This is a genomic window from Exiguobacterium sp. KJ 601, assembly GCF_027161185.1.
In the GTDB taxonomy this organism is placed as follows: domain Bacteria; phylum Bacillota; class Bacilli; order Exiguobacteriales; family Exiguobacteriaceae; genus Exiguobacterium; species Exiguobacterium profundum.
This window is the reverse complement of sequence record NZ_JADHZG010000001.1, coordinates 265,488-292,067: the sequence shown is the minus strand read 5'-3', so window position 1 is coordinate 292,067 and position 26,580 is coordinate 265,488. Positions and strand designations below refer to the sequence as shown.

The following is a 26,580-nucleotide window of genomic DNA, read 5'->3' as shown; positions in this document are numbered from 1 at the left end:
TAACTGAAAAAATTTTACCACCAAAACGAACCGACAAATATGTCATTTATATTTCAAATAAAGGAAAACAAATTATAACTTACTTTCTTTATTTTTCCTTTTCAACATACAAAAAATGCACAGCCGTTTTCGACTGTGCATGTCTGTTACTCACGATTTTCCTCGGCGTTCTCCTCTTCATCCTCTAAATCTTCAATCAATCGCTTCATCTCTTCAATTTCACGGCGCTGTGCCTTGATGATTTCTTCAGACAATTCTTTCACGCGTGGGTCTTCAATTTCAGCGCGTTCACTTGTCAAAATGGCAATCGAGTGGTGAGGGATCATCGCTTTCATCCAACTGACATCATCGACGGTCGTCTGGCTACGTACGAGCCAAAGCGAGGCACTGAAGACGAGAGCACTGACCCCTAGGATGATAAAGTTAACTGTTTTGTTCTTATACATCCCCCACATGAAGAGAAGCATGACGAACGCCATGACCGATCCCATGATGAGTGCCATGTACAACCTCGTCTGACTAAAGAAGATATGATTGAACTGAAACACGTTCAAATACATGAGCCAATACATAATGAATGTCGAGACCGCAATCATGATTCCAAATTTACCGTACTGTTTCATCTTATTCATCCTTTCTTATTGTGCGTATAAAAACTCTTTTTCCTACTTGTTCTATACTCAAACCCGCCTATTTCTCCGTCTAATCGTACTCTTAACGCTTTTCACTTCTTTTTCACAAACATCGGGTACACTAGTGAAATTGAGTTCATGCAAGGAAGGAGAACGATGATGCAAGAGCGGACATTGCGTGACGTACTGGCAACACTTGATTCTGTTTTATCTTGGTCCTATCTCGATCACCCGGAAGAAATGACAATTCGCGGAATCGGAACGACACCAGAAAAAATGAATAAAATGTTTTTATATATATGCAAGCGCCCAATCAATGAACGTGGCGTCGATTTAGTGAGGGCCGCCATCCGAAATGGTGCAGTAGCCATCGTCACGGATCGACCGATTGACGCGAGAGTACCCGTCATTTACTGTCGAGACGTCGAACGCGCACGTGAACAACTACAGACTCTTTTCGCCATGGAAGGAAATCACGCAAAGCAAACGGAACGATAATAATAAGAGGAAGGAGGAATGCAAGATGAAGATTCTCATCGTAGACGATGAAGAAAAAATGAGACATTTGATTCGTTTGTTTCTTGAAAGTGACGGCTACTTTTGCATCGAGGCGAGCGATGCCCGTTCCGCACTCGACAAAATCGAAGAGCGACCGGATCTCGTCCTTTTAGATATTATGATGCCAGAAGTAGATGGGATCTCACTTTGTCGTCAGTTAAAGACGATGGATCCGGCATTACCTGTCGTCTTGTTGACGGCACGTTCAGACAATGAGACGACCATCCAAGGATTAGATGCTGGAGCGGATGATTACGTCACCAAACCGTTCGATGGGAACGTGCTCCTCGCTCGTATTCGTGCCGTCTTGCGCCGGACCCGTGTCGTCAACATCCAATACGGACCACTACGTTACGATGAGGAGAGCGGACGCGTTTTGTATGAAGAACAAGAGATTGTCCTCACACCAAAAGCGACGGCCATCTTAAAATTGTTCCTTCAGCACCCGAATCGCCTCTTCAACCGCCTAGATTTGTTTGACCTTGTCTGGCCCTATTCTGCAGAATCCGACCCACGCACCGTTGATGCGCATATTCGTATGATTCGAGAAAAGTTAGGCGATGCAGGATTCCCGATTGATGATTATTTAAAGACGGTATGGGGACGTGGCTATCGATGGACCGAGGAGCGTTCCGGATGAAGCGAGGTCGTAACAGTCTACCGTTTCGCATCAGCCTCGTCTTTCTTCTATCCACCCTATTGATTGAAGGTGTGTTGTTTCTTCTCCTCTATCACACGCTTCTCGGTGAACGTGTTGTAGAAGAAATCAATCGCCTTGAATCTCGGGCCGAGAGCCATGCGAGCGTATTAGCAATGAATTTTTCCGAAGAGACGATTGATCATGTAGCGACTATGGAAAGTGAGACCGATACGAAAGTCGCCATCACTGATCCCACGCATCATCTTCTTCAGACTTCACGCTTCTTTCCCCAAGTCCTTGCCGATACAGTCGATTCGAAAAAACAAACTGGCTCCTTCGACGACACGACTGTCCTAGAGAACGACTGGGAAAACGAACCGTATTTGATCGTTCGTACGCCAATCACAGATGATACCTACAGACGGTATGGATACGTCTATATGTTTTTACCGACTGAAATCATTCATGGAATTAGCCATCGGCTCCAGTGGCGATTCCTATATATCACAGCGATCGCGCTCGTGACGACCGTCTTGACGTTCATCCTCTTGAGTCGATTGATTTCAAAACCGATCCAATCATTAAAACAAGCAACGGAGAATGTATTGACAAACCCAGACGATTTACAGTTACCGACCAATCGTGTCGACGAAATCGGTGAATTAGCGCGTGCCATCGAATCGATGTCAGTGGAACTATCCAGACTACGGCGGGAACGTCGTCAGTTCTTATCCGACCTATCGCATGAAATCAAGACCCCTCTCACGTACTTGAGGGGTTACGCCGAAATCGCTTCGAAAGAAAGCACGTCCGAATCGTTACGCAAGCAATCGATTCAGACAATCTTAGATGAAAGCCGGTCGCTCACAGAACTCGTCGAAAATGCGTTTCAACTGGCACAGCTCGATGAGAACACGTTCTTATTGCATCGAGAAGAAGTGACCGTCACAACGTTTTGTGCGGACTTACGTCGAATGCTCGATACAATGGTCCGGATGACGACGATTCGCTTCGATGCTTCGTCGAACGCGGGACAACAAGACATCGCTCTTACATTGGATCGGCACCGGATGCTCCAAGTCTTCCGCTCAATCGCCCATAATGCGATTGAGCATAGTGAGGCCTCACATGTCTCCCTGCGTTCAAATGTCACGGACACTCACCTGATCCTGACCATTACAGACAATGGGAAAGGCATTCCCGAAGAAGATTTACCGCACATTTTTGACCGCCTGTATCGTGTGGAAAAATCACGGTCCCGACAGACTGGCGGGAGCGGCCTCGGACTCGCCATCGCTGACCAAATCGTCAACCGTCACGGTGGAGAATTGACAGTCACGTCTGATGTATCGGGCACTTCTTTCACCGTCACGATTCCACTCGACAAAAAGACGCCTATCCTATAATGGAAAGGCGTCTTTTAATCAATTGAGCTCACCTTTGTCGAGGCGCATCTCCCATTCCCCGTCTGTAAACTCATATACGCTGTTATCCGATGTGACAAGCAACATGCGCTCCTCGTTGACTGCCAATTCGATTGGCACAACGTCCGCTTGAAGCTCTGGAAGATTGAACGTCTCTGTCGACTCATCGTCTAAGTTGAAACGAACCCCTTCGAAAGAACCATCTGTCTGTCGTACGTATGCCAGCTGCCCCTCATCCGCTCCGACCGTGACAACTTGTTCTGCTTCAACAAGTGGCTCGAACGAATCTCCAGAGTCATTCGAAACGAGGATGCCGGACGGCCCGTACAAGAAGACGCGCTCCGCATCCGTCGCATCGGCGACGATTCCTGCCACTTGCGCTTCCTCTATCCCTTGTACCTGCATCGGTTCAAATGATTTCCCACCATCGATGGAACGATAAAATCCCGGCTCTAGCTCCGAGGTCGCTTCCTCCAAATAAACGTAGAGTGTACCTGTGGCATAACCGGCACTCATATAGTGGAAATCTGCCTCGCCTTCAAGCGACCGACTCTCGAGTACCGCCCCATGATTTTTCCCATGCATGACCCCAAGTGGATTTTTGAAATCTGTCCGACGATCGGGGTGACCGCTCGCATAAAATCCATCCTCGACGACTTCAAATCCCATGTAGTCATGGCGATTTGTCGGCAGCGTATACCAACCATCTTCTCGATATTCCATCAATCCGGCATGCGTCGCGATGACAAGACGTTCGTCGTCTTGCCAAAATCCAGCTCCGTGGATGTGGGAGACCGTTTCATCGGATCCCACACGTTGCCACTCGTCTTTTGTAGTTGTCGTCACATTCTCGGATTGACTCGTGTCCGACGGTGCGTCTTCTGTTCCACACGCCGACAGGAGCAGTGGAGTCAGGAATAGTGATAGCATTAACGTTCGTTTCATCTCGATCCCTCCATCATTAGCATCCCATCTAGCATACTGACTAAAGGTGAAAGAAATGTTAAATCTTCAAAAGTCGAGCGTTGATTGCGACAATAACTGTGCTTAAACTCATCAAGACGGCACCGATGGCTGGGGACAAGATGATTCCAATCGGAGCCAGCACGCCTGCAGCAAGCGGGATGGCGACGATGTTATACCCGGCTGCCCACCACAAGTTTTGAATCATCTTACGATACGTGTTCTGTGAAAGCTCCAAAATCGATAGGACATCTTTCGGATTACTGCGGACGAGGACAATATCTGCCGTTTCGACGGCAACGTCTGTCCCGCTCCCGATTGCGATGCCGACATCCGCTTGTGCTAAGGCAGGTGCATCATTGATTCCATCTCCGACCATCGCTACTTTGCTGCCATCTTTTTGGACGTCTTTCACTTGGTTTGCCTTGTCGTCCGGTAATACTTCGGCATACACGTCATCGATACCGAGCTGACCCGCGACCCAATGCGCGACCTTCTCGTTGTCACCCGTCAACATGATCGAGCGAATGCCTTTTTCATGAAGTGCCTCGACGGTCTCCTTCGCTTCTTCCCTCACCAGATCGGCCATCGCAATCATCCCGACCCATTCTCCGTCTTTCAAAACAAAGACGACGGTCTTTCCTTCTTCCGAGAGTCGTGCAAACGTCTCCTCATCAATTTGAATGTGTTGATCGCGGATATGTCGCGGACTGACGACTTGAACACGCGCACCGTCAACCGTTCCTTCCAATCCGACACCTGTCATCGAACCGAAGTCGTCGACAGCCGCCAGTTTCAATTCCCGTCTCTCGGCTTCTCTTAAAATCCCTTGCGCGAGAGGATGTTGCGACTCACGCTCAACTGCTCCTGCGAGTTGCAACACGTCTTCTTCCTTATAAGACGAGCTCGCCTGTATGTCTGTGACTCCGAAATTCCCTTCCGTCAGCGTACCGGTCTTATCGAAAATGACGGCATCGAGTCGACGCGCCTCTTCAAATTGAGTCCGATTGCGGATGAGAAGACCTTGTTTCGCCGATAATGCTGTCGAAACAGCGACAACAAGAGGTGTCGCCAGTCCAAGTGCATGGGGACATGAGATGACCATGACCGTTACCATCCGTTCAACCGCCGTCCCGACCGAATATCCGAGCATGAACCAAACCGTGAACGTGATGACTCCAGCGGCAATTGCGATATAGAACAAATATTTTGCCGCCCGATTCGCCAAATTTTGAGCCCGTGACTTCGATTTTTGTGCCTCACTCACCAATTCAATCACTTTTGACAAGTACGTTCTTTCTCCCGTACCAATCGTTTCAATCGTCAAGCTCCCTTCTTGGTTGATCGAACCCGCAATGACATCTTCACCTTCTGTTTTTTCGACCGGTACCGATTCGCCGGTCAACATCGACTCGTCGATGGTCGTTCGTCCTTTGATGATTTTCCCGTCCACGGGTACCTGCTCCCCCGGTTTGACGAGGATTCGGTCTCCTTCCTTCAGTTCAGAGATGGGAACGTCTTCCGTTTCTTCCCCATTGATGCGATGCGCCTCGTTCGGGAGCAGTTGTACGAGTTGTTCTAACGCATTTGATGCCCCCATGACCGAACGCATCTCAATCCAGTGACCGAGTAGCATGATCACAATCAGTGAAGCGAGTTCCCAAAAGAAGTCATGCCCACTTCCGTATCCAAAGACGACAGCTGCGCTATAAAAGTAAGCGACGCTAATCGCCAAGCCAATGAGCATCATCATGCCCGGGCTACGCTCTCGTAGCTCTTCCACACTTCCTTTTAAGAACGGCCATCCGCCGTATACATATACAATCGTCGCCAATACAAATAAGATTGTCTTTTCAAGCGGAAAATCGAGTTCAAACCGCAGCCATTCTTGAATCATGTCCGATAACAATAAAATCGGAATCATCAGTCCGAGCGATATGAAGAAACGTCGTTTGAAATCATCAATCATATGCTCGTGTCCGTGTCCGCCATGATGAGACTCGTGACTTCCCTTATGATATTCATGATGTTGATCGTGTGCATGTTCCATCATTAATCCTCTCCTTTACACGAATTGTATACCCCCATATGGTATATAATTAAACAGATTTGGACTTTCATGTTTCTTTCACAATTAGGTGGTACAACAAAGTGAGGACTGAACAATGAAGGAGTGTTATAGAATGAAATCGAAAGGAATGTGGTTTCTGTTGACGGGGATTTTAATTGGGGGCATCTTCGTTTTACTAGTCGTCCTCTTCAACGGGACATGGAACCATAACAACAATATGGACCAAAATCATATGATGGGAAACGATTCGGCAACGGGTCAGATGGGACACGGAGCGAGGCAAGAGCTCCAAGCATCGGATGAACCGACACAGCCGCTTCCGATTCCGACCGCCTTACAGCCAGATCGTGTCACGGAAGACACGGTCTACTATACGGTGGAAGCAACTAAAGGCACGTCACAATTTTTCAAAGACGGCAAGAAATCGGAAACATTCGGTTATAATGGAGACTTACTCGGACCAATGATTGAGTTACCGAAAGGAAAAACAGTCGTAATCGATACCATCAATCGATTGGATGAACCGACAACGTTCCACTGGCACGGACTCGTCATTCCTGCCGACATGGACGGGGGACCTCATCAGACCGTCACACCAGGTGAACGGGCACAAGTTCGACTCGACATCGACCAAGAACCTAGTACGCTGTGGTTTCACCCCCATCCGATGGGTTCGACAGCTGAACAAGTTTATAAAGGGCTTGCCGGTCTTCTTTATGTGACTAACGATACACCGAATGGTCTCCCGAATGAATATGGAGTCGACGACATCCCGCTCATTGTACAAGATCGACGCTTCACGCCTAACGGTGGGTTAGATTATGATGCCCATATGAACGTTGACGGAACGACCGGGGATACAATTCTTGCGAATGGAGCCATCAACACGACGTTCGACGTTCAAACCGAGACGTTACGTGTGCGACTAGTCAACGGTTCGAATGCGCGCGATTTTGATTTTACGTTATCTAACGAGGCCGAGATGACGCAGATTGCGACAGACGGAGGACCGTTAGAGCGCCCGATTCCCTTAAGAACCATCACGTTGACACCAGGTGAACGGGCCGAAGTGCTGATAGATTTTTCACAAGTTGAAGATGTCGCCGCCTTAAAAGCGGACGGAGTGACATTCACTACGTTTCGTGTCGGTGAACTCGACAAGGCGTCCATTAAGAGTCCGGTGACCGAGACGATGGAGCGCTCGACAGATAAGACGGCAGATCGACGGCTCACCCTTTTTGGAATGGGTAACATGGTTTCAATCAACGGAAAGACCTATGATCCGGAGCGTATCGACATCGAAGCGAAACGCGGAGACACCGAGGTATGGGAAATTGAAAATAAACCAGATATGATGGGTGGGATGACACATCCCTTCCACATCCACGGCGTCCAGTTCCGAGTCATTAGTCGAGACGGCAACCCACCATCCGATCAGGAAAAAGGGTGGAAAGATACGGTAGCCGTCGCTCCAGATGAACGAGTAAAGATTGAAATCACCTTCACGAAAACCGGCACATTTATGTATCATTGCCACATCCTCGAGCATGAAGAAAATGGGATGATGGGACAAGTAAAAGTGACCGAATGACCAACACCTCTCTGTTCTATCAGCGGAGAGGTGTTTTGTATCCGTCCCGATTTCGATACGTTTCTGCTAGGACTATTGCCTGTATAGGGATTCCTTCTCGAATGTCGTATACTTATTTTGAATGCATGTACAAATGTTCGCGAGGAGGTAGGTCCATGCGCCGATTCCATAGGATTAGGCAGAAACGCTCCGCTCGTCAAAAACATCAACGCCACACGTTCTCCATCGCTTCCATCGTGGAAGAAGTACAGGATGCGATGTGTTATATCGATTTCTCAAGATGTCGTCTGTATTCGAATGATTCTCTTCGGCAATGGTACCCTTCGATGACAACACAATCTTTTGACACATTGGAAACATTGACTCGTTATTTATATACCACGTTGGAACAGCATGGGGCGGATTCCGCACAAGTCATGCACCTCATCCAGGAATTGCTCGAATGTGCGACCGAAACGGATCCAAGGATGACTTCACGTCGTCTGCGTTCTAATGACAAGACGCTACATTTGATTTTCAACTTCACGCGGACACCACGTGGCGTTTTCATCATGTGGCGCGACCAAACGGAAGCCGTCCGCTTTGAAGAACGTAAAGACAGTTTCCTTGCCGAACTGTCTCATGATTTCCGCACGCCATTGACTGCCATCCATGGATATACGGAGCTACTCATGACACGCCATCAAGGTTCGGAAAAATCGTATCAGATGCTAACACAAGTCAAACAAGAATCGGAACGGCTGAAGCGGCTCGTCGATAATTTCCTCGATTATCAAAAAGAGCGCTACACGGCTGACCAACTGACCGTGACGACGTTCGCACTCCGTCCTCTTTTAGAGGATGTCATGTCGAGCTATCAGACGACCTCCCCGCTTCATACAGTGACGTTTGAAACGAATGATGTCTCGATTCAAGCAGATGAAGAAAAGTTACGGCAATTGCTCCATAACCTCATTGGTAACGCCATCAAGTACTCTCCTGACGGCGGTACGGTCCATACGAGAGTATTTGAATGTGCTGGCACAATCATCTTATCTGTATCCGATACCGGCATCGGGATTCCGGAAGAAGCACTTCCATACGTATTTGATGAATATTACCGTGTCGAATCCGCTGCCCACCAATCGATCAAAGGAACCGGTCTCGGTCTACGAATCTGTAAACGAATCGCTGAAGCCCATGGTTGGGGAATTCATGCGGACTCGGTATACGGAGAAGGCACCACCTTTACAATCGAGCTCCACACCAGACAGAGTTGTTCATTGCAATCATCACCTAAACATTCGGTTTCGTTCGACTGATTTAATCGGTCGAACGTTTTTTTAATTTGTTTCGATTCAAGAATGAAGCGCATTCGTTTTGGGAATAAAGAAGTGTCGAAGAGAGGAGGAAATGAAGATGAAACAACGTGGCTACTTATCGATTCCCGTCGCGGTCGTATTCGCCGTCGTTTTCGGGCTCACCCTCGATAATTGGTGGCTCGGCATTGGAATTGGCATCGCTATGTTTTTTGCGTTTCGAGGAACAAAGAAGAAAGCGTGAAAAGATGATAAACATTTACACACCTTCAGATTGACAATTATTTGAAGACTGCTACCGTTAATGTATAGTCTATGAAAAAGGTCGTGAAGGAATGACGCTCACCGTCTTGTTGCTCAATGCTTGTGTCGCATTCACCGGATTTTATATCATCTCGAAGATTTATCATTCTTCGCTTTTTAATTCGTACCGTCTTCGTAGTTCTGTGATTGGAATACTCGCCGGTGCACTCGGTCTGTTTTTGATGTATAACGCTGTAGAAGCCAACGATATGGTCCGTGTGGATTTACGTCACTTACCGCTCGTGTTGCTTGCTTTTTATGGTGCTCGTTTTCCTTTATTCATTGCGACACTTGTTATCGCTAGTACACGATTCTTGTTCGGAATGACCGAGCAGGCCGTGATTGCGTTTATCGCGACGTTCATCGTCAGCATCGGGATGCTCTGGATTCATCGGCTGCTTCGGGAGCGACTCTTCTTACAGAGTATCTTTTTGAACGTATGGGCGCTCTTTATTATTTCGATTGCCGTCTATATCAATATGGGTTGGAGCACAGCCTATGTATCCCTCGTCTTGTCCATTTGGATGATTGGCATGCTCGTCGGTCTACTCTCGAGCATCCTCACCATCGACCTTGAACAAACGACCCGCCGTGCCATCGAGTACAAACAGTCGTCTGAACGAGACCATTTGACCGGTCTATACAATCGACGTGTGTGGGATCGATATACGGCTTCCATCGGTCAAGAGAATCGGACGTACAATGTACTCGCGCTCGATATCGATCATTTTAAACATGTGAACGATACATATGGTCACGGAAACGGTGATCTCGTCTTACAACAGTTCGCCAACATCTTAAAAGTCGAGACGCGTGCCCATGACACTGTCGCACGAATCGGTGGCGAAGAATTCGTCATCTTGATGTACGACTTGACGCCAGAGAAGGTAGACAAAGTGGCCAACCGGATACGAGAACGGATTGCTGCTGAACTATTCCACTTGAACGATTTTCCACCGATTCAAATCACGACGTCCGTCGGGGTCGCACACGGGACCTCGCTCCCCATCAAGCGGATGGTAGATCTTGCTGATTCGGCGCTCTATCAAGCGAAAAACGAAGGGCGTAATCAAGTTGTCATCTCAACCTATGACACACCAGAACCGATCATGACATGAATGAACCCCGCTCCTTCTCAGGAGCGGGGTTTAGTCTACTCATTTTGTAAACCGTTCAACCTCATCTGTCATGATGGCCGAAACCGTTATCGGGGGAAGGTCCTTCACGTCGTTGATCGTGTAGAGCCGTGTCTCGAGCGTCGTCTGTTGTATCTGATCCCATGCTTTCGAACCGATAAATGCAGGCTGGGCGTGAATCGCCTCGGCCCGAATCGTTTCAGCGAACGAGACGGTGTCCGACTCACCCGTGAGTGTCAACACTGCAAGCCGGGCGACTGGTGCCGCATCTCGCATTCGGACGAGCGTTTCACGATTGAATGAGGAGAACACGACACGGTCACCGAGTTCAAACTCGTTGACAGCAAACCAAGCGAGACGTTCGATCCCTGGATACGCATATTGATCCGTCTTCAATTCGATGTTCAGGGTGACGTTGCTTCGTTCAATCAGTCCGAGCACCTCTTCTAACGTTGGGATGCGTTCATAGCCGTCAATCTTCAACTGGCGCAACTCCTGAAGCGTCATGTCTTTCACCCATCCCGTTCCATTTGTCGTCCGGTCGACGGTTTCGTCATGAATGACGACGAGACGCCCGTCCTTCGATAGCTGTACGTCCAGCTCGATTCCGTCCACATAGGGAAGAGCTGCCTCGAACGCGGACAATGTATTTTCCGGGTAATTGGCGCTATAGCCGCGATGTGCGTAAATCAACATGTCACTGCCCCAAGGTGGAAGTCGTCTCATCGGCCGCACGCTTCAATGCTTCTTCGACCGACACCCCTTGATACAAACTTTCCATCGCGTTGACGACACTTTGACGTGATTGCGGGAACGTCGAGATGAGCGCTCCTTGTGTCGCCGGTGATGGTTTCGTCTCACTGAGTTGGTCGACCGTCACTTTCAGTTGTGGATATTTCGCCCACATTTCTTTTACGATCGGTTCATTGTATGCTTCCGGATTGATGGCGAAGTAGCCTGTGTCAACATGCCACTGTGCTTGCGCTTCCGTTGAAGCGACATACTTCATGAACTCCCATGCGCCTTCTTTCGTCTCTTCGGCAATGCCATCACCCATCCAGAGCGATGCCCCGCCGATGACGACGCCTTGACGCTCCGCTTCATTCGGTACCGGTAAGTACGATGCGCCGATTTCAAAGTCCGCGTTGTCTGCTACCGTACGGATTCCTGCTGACGAATCAAGGTACATGGCAACTTTTCCAGATTGGAATGCCGCGCGCATGTCGTCCCAGTTTTGACCGACGTTTAGGAATGTCTTCTCATCGTACATCTCTTTGATGAGATTGAACGCGTTCTGTCCTTCTTCGCCATCAAACACGGCTTTCGTCGGGTCTCCGCTTCGTCCATTGTCATTGTCGACATACAGTCCACCTTGTGCGGCCAAGAGCTGTTCAAAGAACCAACCGTAGTTGAGCATCGTGAAGCCGGTCTGACCGTCCGTTGTCAACTTCTTCGCCGCCTCTTTCAACTCGTCATATGTGCGTGGTGCTTTCTCTGGATCGAGCCCTGCTTTTTCAAACGCCTCTTTGTTATAGATGAGGACCGGTGTCGAGGAGTTGAACGGCATCGAGTATTGCTTCCCATCGACCTGATAATAACTCAAGATGTTCTCTTCCCATACGCTCGTGTCAAAATCCTCTTTGTCGATGAACTCTTGAACTGGTGTGATTTTGTTCGAATCGATCATGTATTTCGTCCCGACCTCGAACGTCTGCATGATGGCTGGCGCGTCTTCCGAACCGGCGACCGCATTGAATTTCGTCAACGCTTCCTCATATGTTCCTTGGAAGACCGGTTTGACTTCATAGTCGTCTTGCGAAGCGTTGAACGCGTCGACTTGACTGTTTAAAGCCGTCTCCAAGTCCCCACTCATCGCATGCCAAAAGACGACCTCTGTCTTTCCGTCTTCTGTCGTCGCCGCGACTGGTGCCGCTTCTTCACTGCCACATGCCCCGAGTAATAACACCGAACTTGCCAACCCTGCGAATAATCCTAACTTTTTCATTTGTCATATCCCCCTATTATTTGATAGCGCCTTGCGTCAATCCTTCTTGCAAGTGCTTTTGTCCTGCGAACAACAATACAAGTGTCGGAATGATAATCAAGATGACTGCTGCCATGACGACGCCCCAATCCGAGGCGACTTCGTTCGACTGCATCTGTTTGATGCCGATTTGGACCGTCCGCGCCTGTTCCGTGTTCGTGACGAGAAGCGGCCATAAGTACATATTCCAAGTCGTCAAAAAGCTGTACACCGACAATGTGACGAGCGGTGTCTTCGATACCGGCAAGACGACGTTCCAAAAGAATCGGAAGCGACTAATCCCTGCAATTTGGGACGCCTCGTACATTTCATACGGAATCGTTTTGAACTGTTGCCGAAGTAAGAACGTCCCGAACGCAAGTGCGAAGAACGGCACAGACAGTCCCCAGACGCTATTCAGCCAGCCGAGCGACTGGATCGTCAAAAAGTTCGGGACCATCGTCGCTTCCCATGGCACCATCATCGTCGCCAAGAAGAGCATAAAGATGAGCCCTTTTCCTTTAAAGTCGATGAAGACGAACGCGAATGCTGCAAGACTCGATAATACGACCTGTCCGACCATCACGAGGAGCGCGACAATCAAACTGTTGAGCAGGTACGTCATCATCGGGATGCGTTCGAACGCGGCCGCATAGTTTTCCAATGAAGGTTCACGTGGAAGGAGATGTCCCTGGAGCACTTCCTTCCCGTCCATCAGACTGATCGAAAACGCATAGGCGATTGGAAACAGCATGACGACGGCACTCAGGATGAGTAAGACATAGACGCCTATATTCCGTAATCTCATTGGTAATGTACCTTCCTTTCGACCAGTTTGAACTGGAGCCACGTCAACAGAAGGACGGCGATGAATAAGAGCACGGCCTGGGCACTGGCACTGCCGACGTTATAATTGATAAACGCATCTTTGTAGATGGCATAGACGATGACATTCGTCGCATTCGTCGGTCCACCTTTCGTCAATAAATCAATCTGTCCGAACGTCTGGAAGGCGTTGATCAGCGAGATGATCCCGACGAAGAAAAGTGTCGGCGACAACATCGGGATGGTGATGGCGCGGAGCTGTGTCCAATAGCTCGTCCCGGCAATGTCCGCACTCTCATACAAAGTCCGGTCGATGTTTTGCAGACCACCGAGTAGAATCAAGAAGGTGAAGCCGATATTCATCCAAACGGTCGCAAGTGACACGGAAAGGAGCGCATATTGTGGATCGAGGAGCCACTGTACACCACTTGCCCCCACAACCTCGAGGAACCGGTTGAAGATACCGATCGACGGATTGTACATGAACATCCAGATGACCGATGACGCCGCGACGCTCATCCCCATCGTCGCCGAGAACGCTGTCCGGAAAATACCGATCCCTTTCAATTTCTCATTGGCGAGGAGTGCGAGCCCGAGCGCAATCAAAATCGTGAGCGGGACCGTCAAAAGGACGAATCCGACTGTCGCCTGAATGCTTTGCCAAAATGCCGTACTCGTGAACAAATTGCTATAGTGCCCGACTCCGACAAATTCGAGTGGTGTCCCCTGTGTGTCGGTCCGGAAAAAGCTTAAATAAATCGTTCGCAAGAGTGGATAGACGAGGAAGACACCAAACAAGATGATAGACGGAGACAAGTACAACAATCCGCTCGCTGCGTCAGATAGCCGCGTCCGGACTTTCTCTCTCGGTAAGGCGACCGTCATTGGAACACCTCCAACGCCTCAAACAGTTTCGGTTGTCGTGGCTCAATGCGCTGTCCGTTCGTATCAAATAGCGACATCTGTTTCGGATCCACATAACACGCCACTTTTTCGCCGACCGTGAGCGGCCATTGCCCCGGCCATTTTGCCAACCATTCATTCCCCCCGATGTCAAAAGCAAGAATCGTCTCGGTCCCGAGCACTTCAATATTTTTTAGCTCTGCATAAAACGTCACATCTTCATCTGCCGGCTTGATTTGCTCAGGACGCACACCGAGTGTCGCCTGCGACGTTTCCGTCAGTGCGTTTGGATGGAACAACCGCCCGTCTGATGCCATCCAGCCTTTTTCTTGTCGTGTCACGTCGACGAGATTCATCGGAGGTGACCCGATGAAGGAAGCGACGAACGTATTCGCCGGTTTATTGTATAAGTCGAGCGGCTTTCCGACTTGTTGCACTTCCCCCTCATTGAGGAGCATGATGCGGTCCGCCATCGTCATCGCCTCGACTTGGTCGTGGGTGACATAAATCATCGTCAGTCCGAGTTTTCGCTGTAACTGGCGAATCTCTGAACGCATCTTTGCCCGTAGTTTCGCATCCAAGTTCGAAAGCGGCTCATCCATCAGGCAAATGGGTGCCTCGGTCACGATGGCACGTGCCAAGGCGACACGCTGTCGCTGACCACCGGAGAGTTCGCGCGGTTTCCGTTTTAAGTAATCGGTGAGCCCGAGTGTCTCCGCCGCCTGTAGGCAACGCTCCCGCTGTTCAAGCTTCGTCAGTCCTTTCGTATGTAGACCGAACGTGATATTTTTCTCCACCGTCATATGTGGGTAAAGGGCGTAGTTTTGGAACACCATCGACAAGTGACGCTCACTCGGCTTCATCCCGTTCGCCGCCACTCCGTCGATGCGAAGCGTTCCGCTTGTGATGGATTCGAGCCCGGCTATCATCCGAAGCATCGTACTCTTCCCGCAGCCGGACGGACCGACGAGTGCGAAGAACTCTCCTGCTTCAATCGTCACGTCAATCCCTCGAATGACTTCCGTCTCCCCGAATGATTTCGCCAGTTGTTGTAGTTGTATCGATTTCATGCTAATTCCTCCTTCTGACTTTGTACGTGCCAAAGTCGTTCATCCCCGGTCGATACGGCGAATGCCCCATGATCGAGGGCGCGATGCACGTCAATCGGTTGACGAATCATGCCACCTGTCACAATCGGAAAGGAGACTTCCCGAGAAATCTTCTCGACGACGCTCGGAATCAGCCCCGGCATGAGTTCAATCGCATCCGGTTGTTGAGCCTCAGCGAGTTTGAGTCCGCTCGTGACGGCATCCGAGTCGACGAGAAAGAGTCGTTGTACCGTCAACAGTCCCGCTCGCTTCGCATGCTGGAGCACGGATGCTTTCGTCGTGACAATCCCATCGGCGCCGACACGTTTGGCGAGGTAATCGATTCCGTCCCGGTCGAGGCTGATGCCATTGATTCGCTCAGCGTGGAGGAAGACCGTTCGATTCTCTCGCTTCAAGTGCGCCACATAGCGGTCGAGTGTACTGAGCGTTCCCATCATGAGAAACGTCGTCGTCACATCTGTCCGTAAAAACGCCTCGATTTGTTTTGGACTTTTGATGGAGGCAATCATCCGTTCTTGTCCGATTCGTGCAATCGCTTCATTCACTTGAATCATCCTTTCTTGAAAAAAGGACCAACAGAAACGACACGTCATCGACGTACGGGCTTCTGTTGGTCTCTCAAAGGTTCTACCGGTAACTATTCACTTGGAGTGAGGGGGTCTCACAGCTCCTATCGTAACGAACGATTGTAAAGACACGATAAAGAAATCGCAAAGTTTCATGAAGAGAACGTAAAAAAACCGATTCACGGGGAATCGGTCAACGTCTGTTCAGCTTTCGCTAAGATATCGGATTTCACATCATCATCCCGTCCTTGCCAATTGCGGACCATCATCTTCATCCGCTGGTTTTTCGAGAATCGTTCCTCGTGACGATCGATGAACCGCCAATAGAGGGCGTTGAACGGACAGGCGTCGTCTTCTGTCGTATGTTTCGGGTTGTATGCGCAATCCCAACAGTAGTCACTCATCCGGTCGATATATTTTCCGGAAGCGACATACGGTTTTGTGGCGAGCTTTCCACCGTCCGCATGAAGGGCCATCCCAAGAACGTTCGGTAAGACGACCCAGTCATAGGCATCGATGTACATCTCGTTGAACCAGTCGCTCGTCTGTTGCGGTGAAATCTCGAACAATGTCGCATAGTTTCCGAGCACCATCAGTCGCTGGATATGATGATTGTGGGCATGCGCGACGACCGGTTTCAAACTTTGATGCAGACAGTTCAAATCCGTCTTCGCATCCCAGAAGAAGGACGGTAAGTCGCGTTCATGCTTGAACGCGTTCACGTCTTCATAACCGGGCATGACAGCGAGATAGACGGCGCGCATATATTCCCGCCAACCGAGGATTTGCCGGACGAATCCTTCAATCGACGATAGCGGTGCATCCGCCTGACATGCCGCATCAACGACTTCTCGCGGTGTCAGTAGACCGATATTGATGGCAGCTGACAACAGGCTGTGCGACATCTCGGGTTCATCCGTCATCATCGCATCTTGATACGGGCCGAACGTCTCAAGACGCTCTTCTACGAACCGTTTTAGCGCACGTCTCGCCTCATGATGTGTGACCGGCCAATGGAACGGGGTCACCTCTCCTGGATGCTCCGAGAACGTTGACTCGACTTTTTCGATGACGTCTTTCGTGATCGAATCTGGACGGAAATGGATGGCAGATGGAAACGATAGTCCTTCTTTCGGTGGTTTTCGGTTATCCGTATCAAATGACCATTTTCCACCGCGAGGCTTCCCGTCTTCGAGTAATACGTCGAATCGCTTACGCATGTAACGATAAAAACGATCCATCCGCCACGGTTCATTTCCGAGCGTCTCGGTCGCTTCCTCTTTTGATAAGTAGAAGAGCGGGACATCCGTATGTTCGACAAGGTGATGTTTCTTACCGAACTGTTTCAGTTTTTTCGCCATCGGTTCGTCCGTGACGGCGGTGATATGAATTTCGTCCGGATTGTACTGTTTCACATGGTTGTCCCACGCCTCTTGGAACGAATCCGCTTCGTGGTAATCTACGGTATATCCTTTATCACGCAATTCTTCCGCAAAGTGGCGCATCGCAGAGAAGATCAGGACGAGCTTTTGTTTATGGTACGGACGCCACGATGCGCGTGATGTCGCCTCAATCATGACGATGACGTCATCTTCTTTCATATCCTTCAACATCGCAAGTTCGTGCGAGAGTTGGTTGCCGAGTATCCAAAATGAACGCATGTTGTTGACTCCTTTGTCTCATCGATGTGCTACAATCGAGCTACTTTCGAAGTGAGGTGATGATGTGTTACCACAAGTGCTACTGAAATGGATTGACAGTCAATACGAGAATCCAAGGGGTCCCGTCGGAAAGTATATCGGGGAAAAGATGGTACGCCAACACCGGGTCGAAGTCGAATGGACGATTGAACAGTTAGACATTCAACCTGGTACAACCGTTCTAGAGCTCGGGTGCGGGGCCGGCGATGCGATGGCGACCATCCTTCAACGACATCCTGACGTACATGTCATGGGTCTCGACCGTTCGAAGACGATTCTCGATTCAGCACGACAGCGTAATCATGCTTCGATGCAAACAAAACGGGCGAAGTTGATTCAAGGAGATTTGCATCAATTTGAGATGATGGACGCATTCGTCAATCACGTGTTCAGCGTTCACACACTATATTTCTGGAGAGATGTCACGACCGTTCTGTCTGAAATCGAACGCGTCTTGAAACCGAATGGCACATTTGTCATCACCTACTGTGACGGGAAAGGTGATGTCGAATGGAACGACATCTCCGATATGATTCGGAATCAATTTATCCCCGCAGCGGTGAGTCTCGGATTCAAGGACGTATCGGTACAACGTGGACCGGACTCCCGTGATTATCATACGGTCGCCGTTATGGGATGCAAACCGAACTCTTAATCACTACCCGTTTTTCATTCGATCCTTTCACGCCAATCGGTTCGTTGGTGCTGAATGCGAAAACAGAAGGCTAAACCAATCGTAATCCATCGGTTTAGCCTTCTGACGTTATTTATAAAACTTGTACGTGTTTTTCCCGCTCGATTTAGATTGATACAATGCAATGTCTGCCTCTTTCAACAATCGACTGAGGTCCGCCTGTTCGTCGGAATCATATTGTGCAATGCCGATGCTCGCTGATAACGGGAGATGGTCGTCCCATTCTTTCAATACAGACAAGATCTGTTCAGCATACCCAATGACAGTCTCTTTGGATAACGCATGTGCGATTTTAATAAGGAATTCATCCCCACCTAAACGATACACTCTCGAATCAGGTATCGGCTCCATCAAACGTCTCAGACGAAGCGCCACTTCTTTCAAGACAAGGTCCCCTTCATCATGACCGAATGTGTCATTCACCCATTTGAACCCATCTAAATCAATTAAAAACAGTGCCCCACCTTGATTCGGATTCGTCTCAAAATAGTTAGACAAGTAATGTCGGTTATAAAGATCCGTCAATTCATCCCGTGAGGCACGACGTTCAAGTTCTAAATAGTAACTGAACATACGAACCACGCGCTTCAACAAGCGGACACTTTTTGAATCGTACTGGGCGCTTTTATGATTGGCGACACAGAGCGTACCGAAAATATCCCCGTTCTTCGTCAGAATCGGGATTCCCAAATACGACTTGATGTTCACTTCGCGCAGTAATGACTGAAGTCGCGTCGATTCAATCTGCGATTCGATGTCTTCATACATCAAAACTTCTCGTTGATTGAAATCGATTCGATTACATACCGTATCCTTCAAATCAAAGGACATGCCTTCTTCAAGTAGGATAGGAGAATCTTGTGAGGATAGTTTGAGTATATGTTGGGTGTCATTCTCAATTGACGTGAGATAGACTAGTTTATCTGGTACTATTTCTTTTGCTAACTCAATCAAGTCAATCGCTAGCTCATCAAAATTCCGATACATTTGAAACTCATATGAGTGCATATGGCACCTCCACTCGAAAAAAATCATCCATACTCATTATATCGAACTCTTCAACCGTTTCCTTTACTTACATCGAACAACATAAAAAAATACCTCGGACGCGGATTGGAACCCCTACGTCATGAGGCATTTTCATATAATCAGACTCATCCCCGACTCTTCCGTGTCAACGTCAATCCACCAAATCCACTGATGACAGCGATGTAAAATCCTAAATCATAGAACCAGCCGGTATTGTTCACTTCATACACGCGATATGTGTCATTGAACAATCCTAAAATGAGTGAGATCGGTGCAATCCATCCGTGCCAAATACCCCAGAAAAAACCTGCCGGATCCGTCGTGTACGTCCCGTCACCCGGAACACAACCTCCGAGTAGTGTAACAAGTGTCAGCATGATGAGTATGATTCCAAATCGTTTCATCTTTCATCCCTCCTATAATGGGTATTCCCGTTTCTCCTAAAAAAAGCACTGACAAACGTCAGCGCCAAAGTTGAACCGTATTCGCAAACTCGATATCTGTCGCCAATTCACCGTCAAGTGCATGAAGATCGAAATCTTCCCCATCGAGCCATTTTTGGAAGTCGAAGATGACCGGATCACGATCTCCACCGAGCGCAAACCAGGTCTCGAGCGTTTTAGGGAAATAAGCAGCCGTATGAATCGTTCCCGCCCAACTCTTGTACAATTCTGAAAAGACGCCCTTGTCGGTGTCGTTCATGAGACGGAATGCGCTCTCCGCATCTTGAATCAAGTGTTGCACGACTTTGATTTCCATCATGCGACGAGTCGAATCATCAAGATGATAGCGATTCTCGTGTTGGAGTAGTTCAAAATGGTTTGTACAGATATTCGATTCCCGTACTTGGATGTCTCGAGGCGTCGCCTCGATTACACGTGTTTTCGATGATTTGTCATGGACGACGTATGTGAATGACCCGCGATGCGGAATCTCTTTTAATAAATCGACTGCTTCCTCCACCGTCGCACATGTTTCTAGAATGATTCGTCCAATCATTTGACAGACAAACCCGTCCCCGGGTCGACGACGATTGATGAAATTGTAGCCCATGGCAAGTCCTTTTTCATTCATTCCGTCCATACGTCCGGTGACACGAGAGACCGGTCCGATGACCGCATACCCGTCATCCGGTTGAAAGACATTGTATCGACCGTCATACGTCATCGGGTGATAATCGTAATTCCGAACGAGAAAGTTATCGCCCGTCAAAATCGAACAGCCGCTGATTGGATTGTTGACTCGAAAATGTCCGAAATGAAGTAACGTGTCATTGAGCGACAGCTTCAGCTCATCTTGTAACCCAATCAACTCCTCCCAAATCTTTGGGGCAAATTCATCGAAGGCAGCCTTTGCCTCAGTGGCATCAATCTCAAATCGCGGAACGCGTAGTTTCCACTGATCTGTCCGATTTTCGAGCAATTGACTGCGCTTAATATATTTTCCTTGAAATCGTCCGAAGTCATAATGACTTCCCCGAAACTGTGTCAGTTCACTAGAGAATTGTTGCATGAAAAAAACCTCCCTTGCGCCCATTATAGCGGACGCACGAGAGGTCTGTCTGAAGTGAGACTGTTTATAACTTGAACTGTTGACTCATTCGTTGCATGTCCTCTGCCGTGCTCGACAAATCTTTTACGAGACGATTCATCGTCTCACTCGTCGCCGACATCTGTTCCGTCGCAGCAGCCACTTCCTCATTTCCGGCTGTACTTTCTTCTGAAATCGAAGCAATTTCAGACAGTCCATGTTGAATGTGATCCTGGTTCGTCTTCACTCGATCGAGTTGGCCACGCATCGAACTCGTCAACTGTTGCATGTGACGAACGCTCTGTTCGATTTCAGTGAATGCAAGCTTCGTCGATTCAAGTGTCGCTTTCCCTTCCTCTGCAGCCGTCATGCTCTCTGTAAAGGTTTGACCGAGCGCAATCGAGTTTTGTTTGACGCTTCCGACGATTTCCGAAATTTCACTGACAGACTCAGCGACACTATCCGAAAGTTTCCGAATCTCCGAGGCGACGACGGCAAACCCTTTTCCGTGTTCACCGGCCCGAGCCGCTTCAATCGCTGCATTGAGTGCAAGCAAGTTTGTCTGTTGTGAAATTTGACGAATCATCGTGACCAGTTCCGTCACCTCGTCCGCTTGTTGTTCAAAATCGCGGACTTGTCCTTGTGATGTTTTTACTTGCGCATGAATGTGAGTCATTTGATTGACGGCACTCTCCATGTAACGTAGACCATCCATCGTCACCCGACTGACGACTTCCGCCTGCTCACTCACTTGTTCTCCGTCTGATGTCGTTTGCTCGACAAGTGTCGAAAATTCATTCATATGTCCGTAAAGACGCATCGTCAAGACACTTTGATTCTCAACACCGCTTGCGATTTCTTCCATCGTATAGGCAATTTGGCGAGAGGCATCATTTACTTCTTCTGAGATACCTGAAACGTTGCCACTCTCATCCCGGACCGTCTGTGCCGACGTTTGAATACCGGAAATCAAATCTTTTAACATGTATGTCATCTTATCCATCGATACCGTCAGACGTTTGATTTCGTCATTAGATTTTAACTTAATACCTTCAACCGCAGTCGTCGCTGTCGCCAAATCACCTTCAGCAATGGATGTGGCCACACGTTCTAGTGCTTGAAGTGGACGCAATTTCCAGCCAAGATAACGCCAGATGATGATTCCCGAAACGACAAGGAGCACGAGTAAACCGATTAAGATTGGAACTAAACTCTCTTTTAAGACATCTCCTGTAATCGCGGAGACCTCAGTAGCAGCTTTATCAATTCCGAGTACCCCAACTACCTCGTTCCCTTGTTTAATCGGGACGAGCACCGTCACATACTTCCCGTACTCCGGATCATCGATGACATCGGTTGCGACGGTCTCACCTTGGAATGCGGGCTTTGCTCCTTCATACGTCATCGCTGTAGTCGGAGAACCAATCTCCGCAGCATCCGCTTCGCTCAATCCGTCCACGATCATTCGAACTTCCTCGCCCTCTGTGGCGATCGTGTATACATACATCGCTCCAATTTGCTGACGATATGCATCTAAGTATTCACGAAACTGCTCATACTGCTCATTTTTTGACGGATTCGCTACGAAGGATGCATAGGCATCGACATCCAAAGATTCACTAATCCGTTCACCATCTTCAATTAACGTCGCATGTAACGTACTGAGTACGGAATGCTTCGTACTGAAGTATTGCACTACTCCAAACAAAATGATGAGCAACGTGACGAAGACCAACATTGATGCTAGAATGCGCGTCTGTAACGACTGTGATTTCTGTTTCATTTCAATTCCTCCATTCTCTCCTTACTCTTTTTATCGGATAGAATAGATTTATCTCCACAAAAAAACAGGCGATTTTCGACAACATCGCCTGTTTCTTATTCACCATTTGTCGAATTAATGACTTCGAGTGGTATCGTGACTTCCGATTCACCTTCTTCAACGAGATGGAAGAGTGGAAGTGTCTCTGATACGAACAGATCCGGGTCTACGTCCGTCTGATACTCATACGTCCGAATATCCTCTTCACGCTCTGCAATCAGTTCACCAAATGGAATCGCAACGCGTTCGCCTTCGACCTCATAACTCATGACCGTCGTCGGATCAAGACGACGATTTTCGAGCATTCGAATCGTGAAGAGCATCGTCGTGTTATTCGTTCGTTCAAGAGAAACGGCGATTGCATCGGACTGTCCCGCACGTTTATCAATCATCGTTTCATCCACATTTTGCTCGTAAACGACGTTCTCTTCACTCGACTCTTCTGTCTGGAGCTGCTGACAACCCACAATCGTCATCAAGCCAACTAATAATACAATGACTAAAGCACGCATCCCATTTCTCCTTACTTCAAGGCGAAAGTGAGTTCTGCTTCACAAGCAACTTCTCCGTCGACCGTGGCCACGGCACGTCCTTTACCGATTGGTCCACGAATTTTCATGATTTCTACCTCGAGACGAAGTTGATCACCCGGGACGACTTGGCGTTTGAAACGGCAGTTGTCAATCCCTGCAAAAAAGGCGAGCTTGCCTCGATTCGATTCGTCTTTCAACATTGCAAAAGCACCGACTTGTGCGAGTGCTTCAACAATCAAGACACCTGGCATGACATTATAGTCTGGGAAATGCCCGTTAAAGAACTCTTCATTCGCCGTGACATTTTTTAATCCAACAGCACGCTTCTTTTCCTCGACTTCAATAATTCGATCAATTAACAGAAACGGGTATCTGTGTGGGATTACTTCTTTGATTTGCTCAATTGTATACATCCATCCACCGCCTTTAAGAGGTTAGCCAAAAATCGGTGATATGGCGCCAGGTCTCGATGTCAAATACATCTTTCCAATCGCCTCCGCCAATGACGCTATATCCGATGACCGCTCCGAGGGCGAGCATCGCGATTGCCAACACTAAAACAACGAGCACGCGCAGTAAAATCGGGAATCGACGATGATTCGATAATCGCGATTGCTTTTTCTGCTTCGTCTCTTGTTCTGGTGAACCTTTTTGTTCTTCCGAACTCGTCTGTTCATCGTTCGCCACGTCCAACCATCCTTTCAGCTAAAATGATTATATCATATTAGTACCTGGTATTAAAATGCGTAAATTGCTACCTTTTTAGTGTACCCTATGCAGAAAAGTCGAACAAGCATCCTTCCCTTATAGAAGTCGAACGATTTATTTCTTTTTCCTTCAAATATGCTACGCTTAGACTATTCAACGTCAGGAGGTTTGTCTATGTGGAATGAATTTAAAAAATTCGCAATGCGGGGGAACGTTATCGACTTGGCGATTGCTGTCGTACTTGGTGCAGCGTTCACTGCAATCGTGAACTCACTCGTCAACGATATCTTTATGCCGCTTCTCGGAATCATTATTGGAGGAATCGATTTTTCTAGCTTAAAAGCAAGTGTACTCGGAGTGGACGTGTTATATGGCAATTTTATTCAACAGATTGTGTCCTTCTTCTTGATCGCCATCGCCCTCTTTTTGATTGTCAAAGTCATCAATCGCTTACAGCGTGAAAAAGAAGTGGAGGAAGCTGCTATTCCGACCCCAACGAAAGAAGAGCAACTGTTGACAGAGATTCGTGATCTGCTAAAAGATCGTTCTTTATGAATGCGAAGGCGCCCGACTACTGTCGTGGCGCCTTTTCAATGACATGACGCACGCGTTGGACCGCATTCGTCAATAGTGGAGCTGCTTCCCAAATCGCTTCTTCTAACGTCATGATCCGAGACACGATCGGAAAAATGGCGACGATGCCGGACTCCATATGCGATGTGTAATCGGACTGTCCGGTGAAGACGAGGGTCGGGACCCCATGCGTATTCGCAAGGCGTGCCAACCCATACGGTGCCTTTCCCTCAAAGCTTTGCGCGTCAAATTTACCCTCTCCTGTAATCAGCCAATCTGCTTTTTCTAACTGTTCTTCGAGCTTAGACCAACTGACCACTTCTTCGACGCCACTCACGTAGATTGCACCAAGCTGCAATAGCGCAAAGCCGATGCCGCCAGCCGCCCCTGCTCCAGGAAGTGCTCTTCTATCCACTTCAAAACAGTTCGCGTAGTGATCGAGGATCCGGTCATATCGCTTCACTACATCTGCCGCCAATCCTTTCTGGGGGCCGAACACATAGGCTGCTCCGCTTCCACCAATCAATGGGTTCTGTACATCGGAAGACATTCTCCATACGACCTCGCGCGCACGCGGATGAAGACCGGACCAATCAATTGATACCACTTCTTCTAGTCGATGGGGAATGGTCGATAACACAGAGCCGTTCGCATCAAGAAAACGAACACCTAACGCTTCGAGCAATCCTTTCCCACCATCCATCGTTCCGCTCCCTCCGAGCCCGATGGTGATGATCTTCGCCCCACGCTCTAGCGCTTGAACGATCTGTTGACCGACTCCGACTGAACTGTAGCGCCACGGATCGACATGAGCGAGGAGTGTCAATCCTGCTGTTTCCGCCACTTCGATTACCGCGTGCCTCGTTGACGGCTCGAAACCAAAACGTGCAACGCGCTGTATTCCATCCAAGCACACGACATTTTCTTCTATAATGGTTCCTTCTGCATGTGTCGCAATCCAAGCATCCAAAAAACCTTCTCCTCCGTCAGAGATCGGTATGATGGTGACCTCATGCCCTTCAAGCGCACGAAGGACCGCTTGATTTGCTTCCATACTCGAAAGTGAGCCTTTGAATGAATCCATCGCGACTACAATCCGCATTGATGCTTCTCCCCCTTTGTCTATAAAAAAACCGCTTCTCGGCTCGAGAAGCGGTATGCGTTATGGACGTAACGCCGTGACAAGCCCCATCATCTGATCGCTCATCGACATCGCCCGTGAGTTCATTTGATATGCTCGTTGTGTGATTGTCATATCAGTCATCTCTTTCGTCAAATCAACGTTCGATGACTCGAGTGTCCCTTCAATCAATAGATTTCCGAGTGGACGATCGACTTCGGTCTCCAAATCCGCTTCGAACACGTTATCACCGAGCGGACGTAATTCCGACGTATTGCGGACTTCTACGATGTCGAGACGTCCGAATTCTTGTTCAACGCCATTCACACTCGCAACGACCACACCGTCTTGACGAATGCGCTGATTCGTCGCATCGTTCGGCATCGTGATTGGATTACCGTCATCTCCAAGAAGCGGATTCCCGTTCACATCAACGAGCGTCGTCTCGTCACCGACTGACAATTGCATGTTTCCACTTCGAGTCACCCCGACACCGTTCGGCGTGTCCACGACAAAAAATTGACGGCTCGCCTTTAAAAAGACGTCCAATCCACGATCTGTCGTACGTACTTGTCCGATATTGAACTGCTGTGTAATATCGGCGACATGTCCCCCGACTCCAATCCGAATCCCGTTCGGTGTGTCTCGACCGACTTCGAATTCAGGACGCGGTTGGTTGTTATACGCCTGCGACAATAGCGAAGCAAAATGCCCCTGTTGACGCTTAAAGCCGACCGTATCGACGTTTGCGATATTGTGACCTGTCACATCTAATTGACGCTGAAGTTGAGACAGAGAGTTGACCGAGTTATAAATGGACTGCATGGTG

The 26,580-nt window shown here is 48.6% G+C and carries 28 protein-coding genes; 9 read left to right on the top strand and 19 right to left on the bottom strand.

Translation table 11 applies throughout. The annotated features are described in order from the left end of the window. Positions 1-146: 146 nt before the first annotated feature. A complete protein-coding gene (locus IRJ25_RS01600) occupies positions 147-623 on the bottom strand; it encodes a DUF305 domain-containing protein (RefSeq protein WP_074035791.1) in 477 nt (158 codons plus the stop codon). 165 nt (positions 624-788) lie between these two features. Here IRJ25_RS01600 and IRJ25_RS01595 point away from each other — a divergent pair, with 165 nt between their 5' ends. Genes IRJ25_RS01595 through IRJ25_RS01585 form a run of 3 tightly spaced genes read left to right on the top strand, consistent with a single transcriptional unit; the run spans position 789 to position 3,236 of the window. After that, a complete protein-coding gene (locus IRJ25_RS01595) occupies positions 789-1,130 on the top strand; it encodes a hypothetical protein (RefSeq protein WP_269317614.1) in 342 nt (113 codons plus the stop codon). A 25-nt stretch (positions 1,131-1,155) separates the two neighbouring features. After that, on the top strand, positions 1,156-1,830 hold the full coding sequence (locus IRJ25_RS01590) for a response regulator transcription factor (protein ID WP_012727305.1): 675 nt from the start codon (positions 1,156-1,158) through the stop codon (positions 1,828-1,830). Then, entirely contained in the window at positions 1,827-3,236 is a 1,410-nt protein-coding gene (locus tag IRJ25_RS01585) for a sensor histidine kinase (RefSeq protein WP_269317613.1), read from the top strand. The genes IRJ25_RS01590 and IRJ25_RS01585 overlap by 4 nt, the downstream gene beginning before the upstream one ends. Before the next feature lie 18 nt (positions 3,237-3,254). On the opposite strand, the gene IRJ25_RS01580 is transcribed toward IRJ25_RS01585, so the two are convergent. Continuing rightward, positions 3,255-4,199 (bottom strand): F510_1955 family glycosylhydrolase, encoded by a 945-nt coding sequence (locus IRJ25_RS01580; RefSeq protein WP_214690446.1) that lies wholly within the window; start codon positions 4,197-4,199, stop codon positions 3,255-3,257. Between the two features lie 58 nt (positions 4,200-4,257). Beyond that, positions 4,258-6,270, bottom strand: coding sequence for a heavy metal translocating P-type ATPase (locus IRJ25_RS01575; RefSeq protein ID WP_159562948.1), 2,013 nt, complete (start codon positions 6,268-6,270; stop codon positions 4,258-4,260). A gap of 130 nt (positions 6,271-6,400) precedes the next feature. Between IRJ25_RS01575 and IRJ25_RS01570 the strand changes: the two genes are divergently transcribed. The 4 genes from IRJ25_RS01570 (at position 6,401) to IRJ25_RS01555 (ending at position 10,598) form a co-directional block, all read left to right on the top strand. Next, positions 6,401-7,879 (top strand): multicopper oxidase family protein, encoded by a 1,479-nt coding sequence (locus IRJ25_RS01570; protein ID WP_269317611.1) that lies wholly within the window; start codon positions 6,401-6,403, stop codon positions 7,877-7,879. Positions 7,880-8,034: 155 nt separating this feature from the next. Next, positions 8,035-9,180: a sensor histidine kinase gene (locus IRJ25_RS01565; protein ID WP_269317610.1), complete on the top strand. Its 1,146-nt coding sequence runs from the start codon at positions 8,035-8,037 to the stop codon at positions 9,178-9,180. Between the two features lie 97 nt (positions 9,181-9,277). Further along, on the top strand, positions 9,278-9,421 hold the full coding sequence (locus IRJ25_RS01560) for a hypothetical protein (RefSeq protein ID WP_026825140.1): 144 nt from the start codon (positions 9,278-9,280) through the stop codon (positions 9,419-9,421). Between the two features lie 91 nt (positions 9,422-9,512). Then, on the top strand, positions 9,513-10,598 hold the full coding sequence (locus IRJ25_RS01555; protein ID WP_159562951.1) for a GGDEF domain-containing protein: 1,086 nt from the start codon (positions 9,513-9,515) through the stop codon (positions 10,596-10,598). A gap of 39 nt (positions 10,599-10,637) precedes the next feature. On the opposite strand, the gene IRJ25_RS01550 is transcribed toward IRJ25_RS01555, so the two are convergent. The 7 genes from IRJ25_RS01550 to IRJ25_RS01520 form a co-directional block, all read right to left on the bottom strand. Beyond that, complete coding sequence (locus IRJ25_RS01550) at positions 10,638-11,312, bottom strand: glycerophosphodiester phosphodiesterase (RefSeq protein WP_215243632.1); 675 nt, start codon at positions 11,310-11,312, stop codon at positions 10,638-10,640. A gap of 1 nt (position 11,313) precedes the next feature. Then, a complete protein-coding gene (locus IRJ25_RS01545; protein ID WP_047794842.1) occupies positions 11,314-12,621 on the bottom strand; it encodes an ABC transporter substrate-binding protein in 1,308 nt (435 codons plus the stop codon). 16 nt (positions 12,622-12,637) lie between these two features. Continuing rightward, the gene (locus tag IRJ25_RS01540) at positions 12,638-13,447 is read right to left on the bottom strand and encodes a carbohydrate ABC transporter permease (RefSeq protein ID WP_269317609.1); all 810 of its coding nucleotides are present in this window, start codon (positions 13,445-13,447) and stop codon (positions 12,638-12,640) included. Then, entirely contained in the window at positions 13,444-14,349 is a 906-nt protein-coding gene (locus IRJ25_RS01535) for a carbohydrate ABC transporter permease (protein ID WP_269317608.1), read from the bottom strand. Before IRJ25_RS01535 ends, IRJ25_RS01540 begins: the two co-directional genes overlap by 4 nt. After that, complete coding sequence (locus IRJ25_RS01530; RefSeq protein ID WP_214815491.1) at positions 14,346-15,437, bottom strand: ABC transporter ATP-binding protein; 1,092 nt, start codon at positions 15,435-15,437, stop codon at positions 14,346-14,348. Before IRJ25_RS01530 ends, IRJ25_RS01535 begins: the two co-directional genes overlap by 4 nt. Beyond that, on the bottom strand, positions 15,434-16,030 hold the full coding sequence (locus IRJ25_RS01525) for a glycerol-3-phosphate responsive antiterminator (RefSeq protein ID WP_159562954.1): 597 nt from the start codon (positions 16,028-16,030) through the stop codon (positions 15,434-15,436). Before IRJ25_RS01525 ends, IRJ25_RS01530 begins: the two co-directional genes overlap by 4 nt. 191 nt (positions 16,031-16,221) lie before the next feature. Next, complete coding sequence (locus tag IRJ25_RS01520; RefSeq protein ID WP_269317606.1) at positions 16,222-17,703, bottom strand: cryptochrome/photolyase family protein; 1,482 nt, start codon at positions 17,701-17,703, stop codon at positions 16,222-16,224. A gap of 64 nt (positions 17,704-17,767) precedes the next feature. On the opposite strand from IRJ25_RS01520, the gene IRJ25_RS01515 reads away from it, so the two are divergent. Further along, positions 17,768-18,397 (top strand): class I SAM-dependent methyltransferase, encoded by a 630-nt coding sequence (locus IRJ25_RS01515; RefSeq protein ID WP_269317605.1) that lies wholly within the window; start codon positions 17,768-17,770, stop codon positions 18,395-18,397. Positions 18,398-18,505: 108 nt separating this feature from the next. Here IRJ25_RS01515 and IRJ25_RS01510 read toward each other — a convergent pair whose 3' ends face one another. The 7 genes from IRJ25_RS01510 to IRJ25_RS01480 all read right to left on the bottom strand — a co-directional run bounded on the left by IRJ25_RS01510 (position 18,506) and on the right by IRJ25_RS01480 (position 24,037). Next, the gene (locus IRJ25_RS01510; protein ID WP_269317604.1) at positions 18,506-19,444 is read right to left on the bottom strand and encodes a sensor domain-containing diguanylate cyclase; all 939 of its coding nucleotides are present in this window, start codon (positions 19,442-19,444) and stop codon (positions 18,506-18,508) included. 146 nt (positions 19,445-19,590) lie between these two features. Beyond that, the gene (locus IRJ25_RS01505; RefSeq protein WP_012727334.1) at positions 19,591-19,869 is read right to left on the bottom strand and encodes a hypothetical protein; all 279 of its coding nucleotides are present in this window, start codon (positions 19,867-19,869) and stop codon (positions 19,591-19,593) included. Positions 19,870-19,927: 58 nt separating this feature from the next. After that, positions 19,928-20,977, bottom strand: coding sequence for a C45 family autoproteolytic acyltransferase/hydolase (locus IRJ25_RS01500; RefSeq protein WP_269317603.1), 1,050 nt, complete (start codon positions 20,975-20,977; stop codon positions 19,928-19,930). A gap of 64 nt (positions 20,978-21,041) precedes the next feature. Continuing rightward, positions 21,042-22,778, bottom strand: coding sequence for a methyl-accepting chemotaxis protein (locus tag IRJ25_RS01495; protein WP_269317601.1), 1,737 nt, complete (start codon positions 22,776-22,778; stop codon positions 21,042-21,044). A gap of 95 nt (positions 22,779-22,873) precedes the next feature. Next, a complete protein-coding gene (locus IRJ25_RS01490) occupies positions 22,874-23,329 on the bottom strand; it encodes a hypothetical protein (protein ID WP_012727337.1) in 456 nt (151 codons plus the stop codon). A gap of 11 nt (positions 23,330-23,340) precedes the next feature. Further along, positions 23,341-23,763, bottom strand: coding sequence for a 3-hydroxyacyl-ACP dehydratase FabZ (gene fabZ, locus IRJ25_RS01485; RefSeq protein WP_031422282.1), 423 nt, complete (start codon positions 23,761-23,763; stop codon positions 23,341-23,343). 13 nt (positions 23,764-23,776) lie between these two features. After that, positions 23,777-24,037, bottom strand: coding sequence for a DNA-directed RNA polymerase subunit beta (locus tag IRJ25_RS01480; protein WP_031422281.1), 261 nt, complete (start codon positions 24,035-24,037; stop codon positions 23,777-23,779). Between the two features lie 195 nt (positions 24,038-24,232). Between IRJ25_RS01480 and mscL the strand changes: the two genes are divergently transcribed. Beyond that, positions 24,233-24,613: a large conductance mechanosensitive channel protein MscL gene (gene mscL / locus IRJ25_RS01475; protein WP_159562961.1), complete on the top strand. Its 381-nt coding sequence runs from the start codon at positions 24,233-24,235 to the stop codon at positions 24,611-24,613. Positions 24,614-24,629: 16 nt separating this feature from the next. On the opposite strand, the gene IRJ25_RS01470 is transcribed toward mscL, so the two are convergent. Both IRJ25_RS01470 and IRJ25_RS01465 read right to left on the bottom strand, forming a co-directional pair. After that, entirely contained in the window at positions 24,630-25,733 is a 1,104-nt protein-coding gene (locus tag IRJ25_RS01470) for a glycerate kinase family protein (protein WP_269317600.1), read from the bottom strand. Between the two features lie 60 nt (positions 25,734-25,793). Then, positions 25,794-26,576, bottom strand: a complete 783-nt coding sequence (locus tag IRJ25_RS01465) for a flagellar hook-basal body protein (protein ID WP_196431264.1) — start codon at positions 26,574-26,576, stop codon at positions 25,794-25,796. Positions 26,577-26,580: the final 4 nt, after the last annotated feature.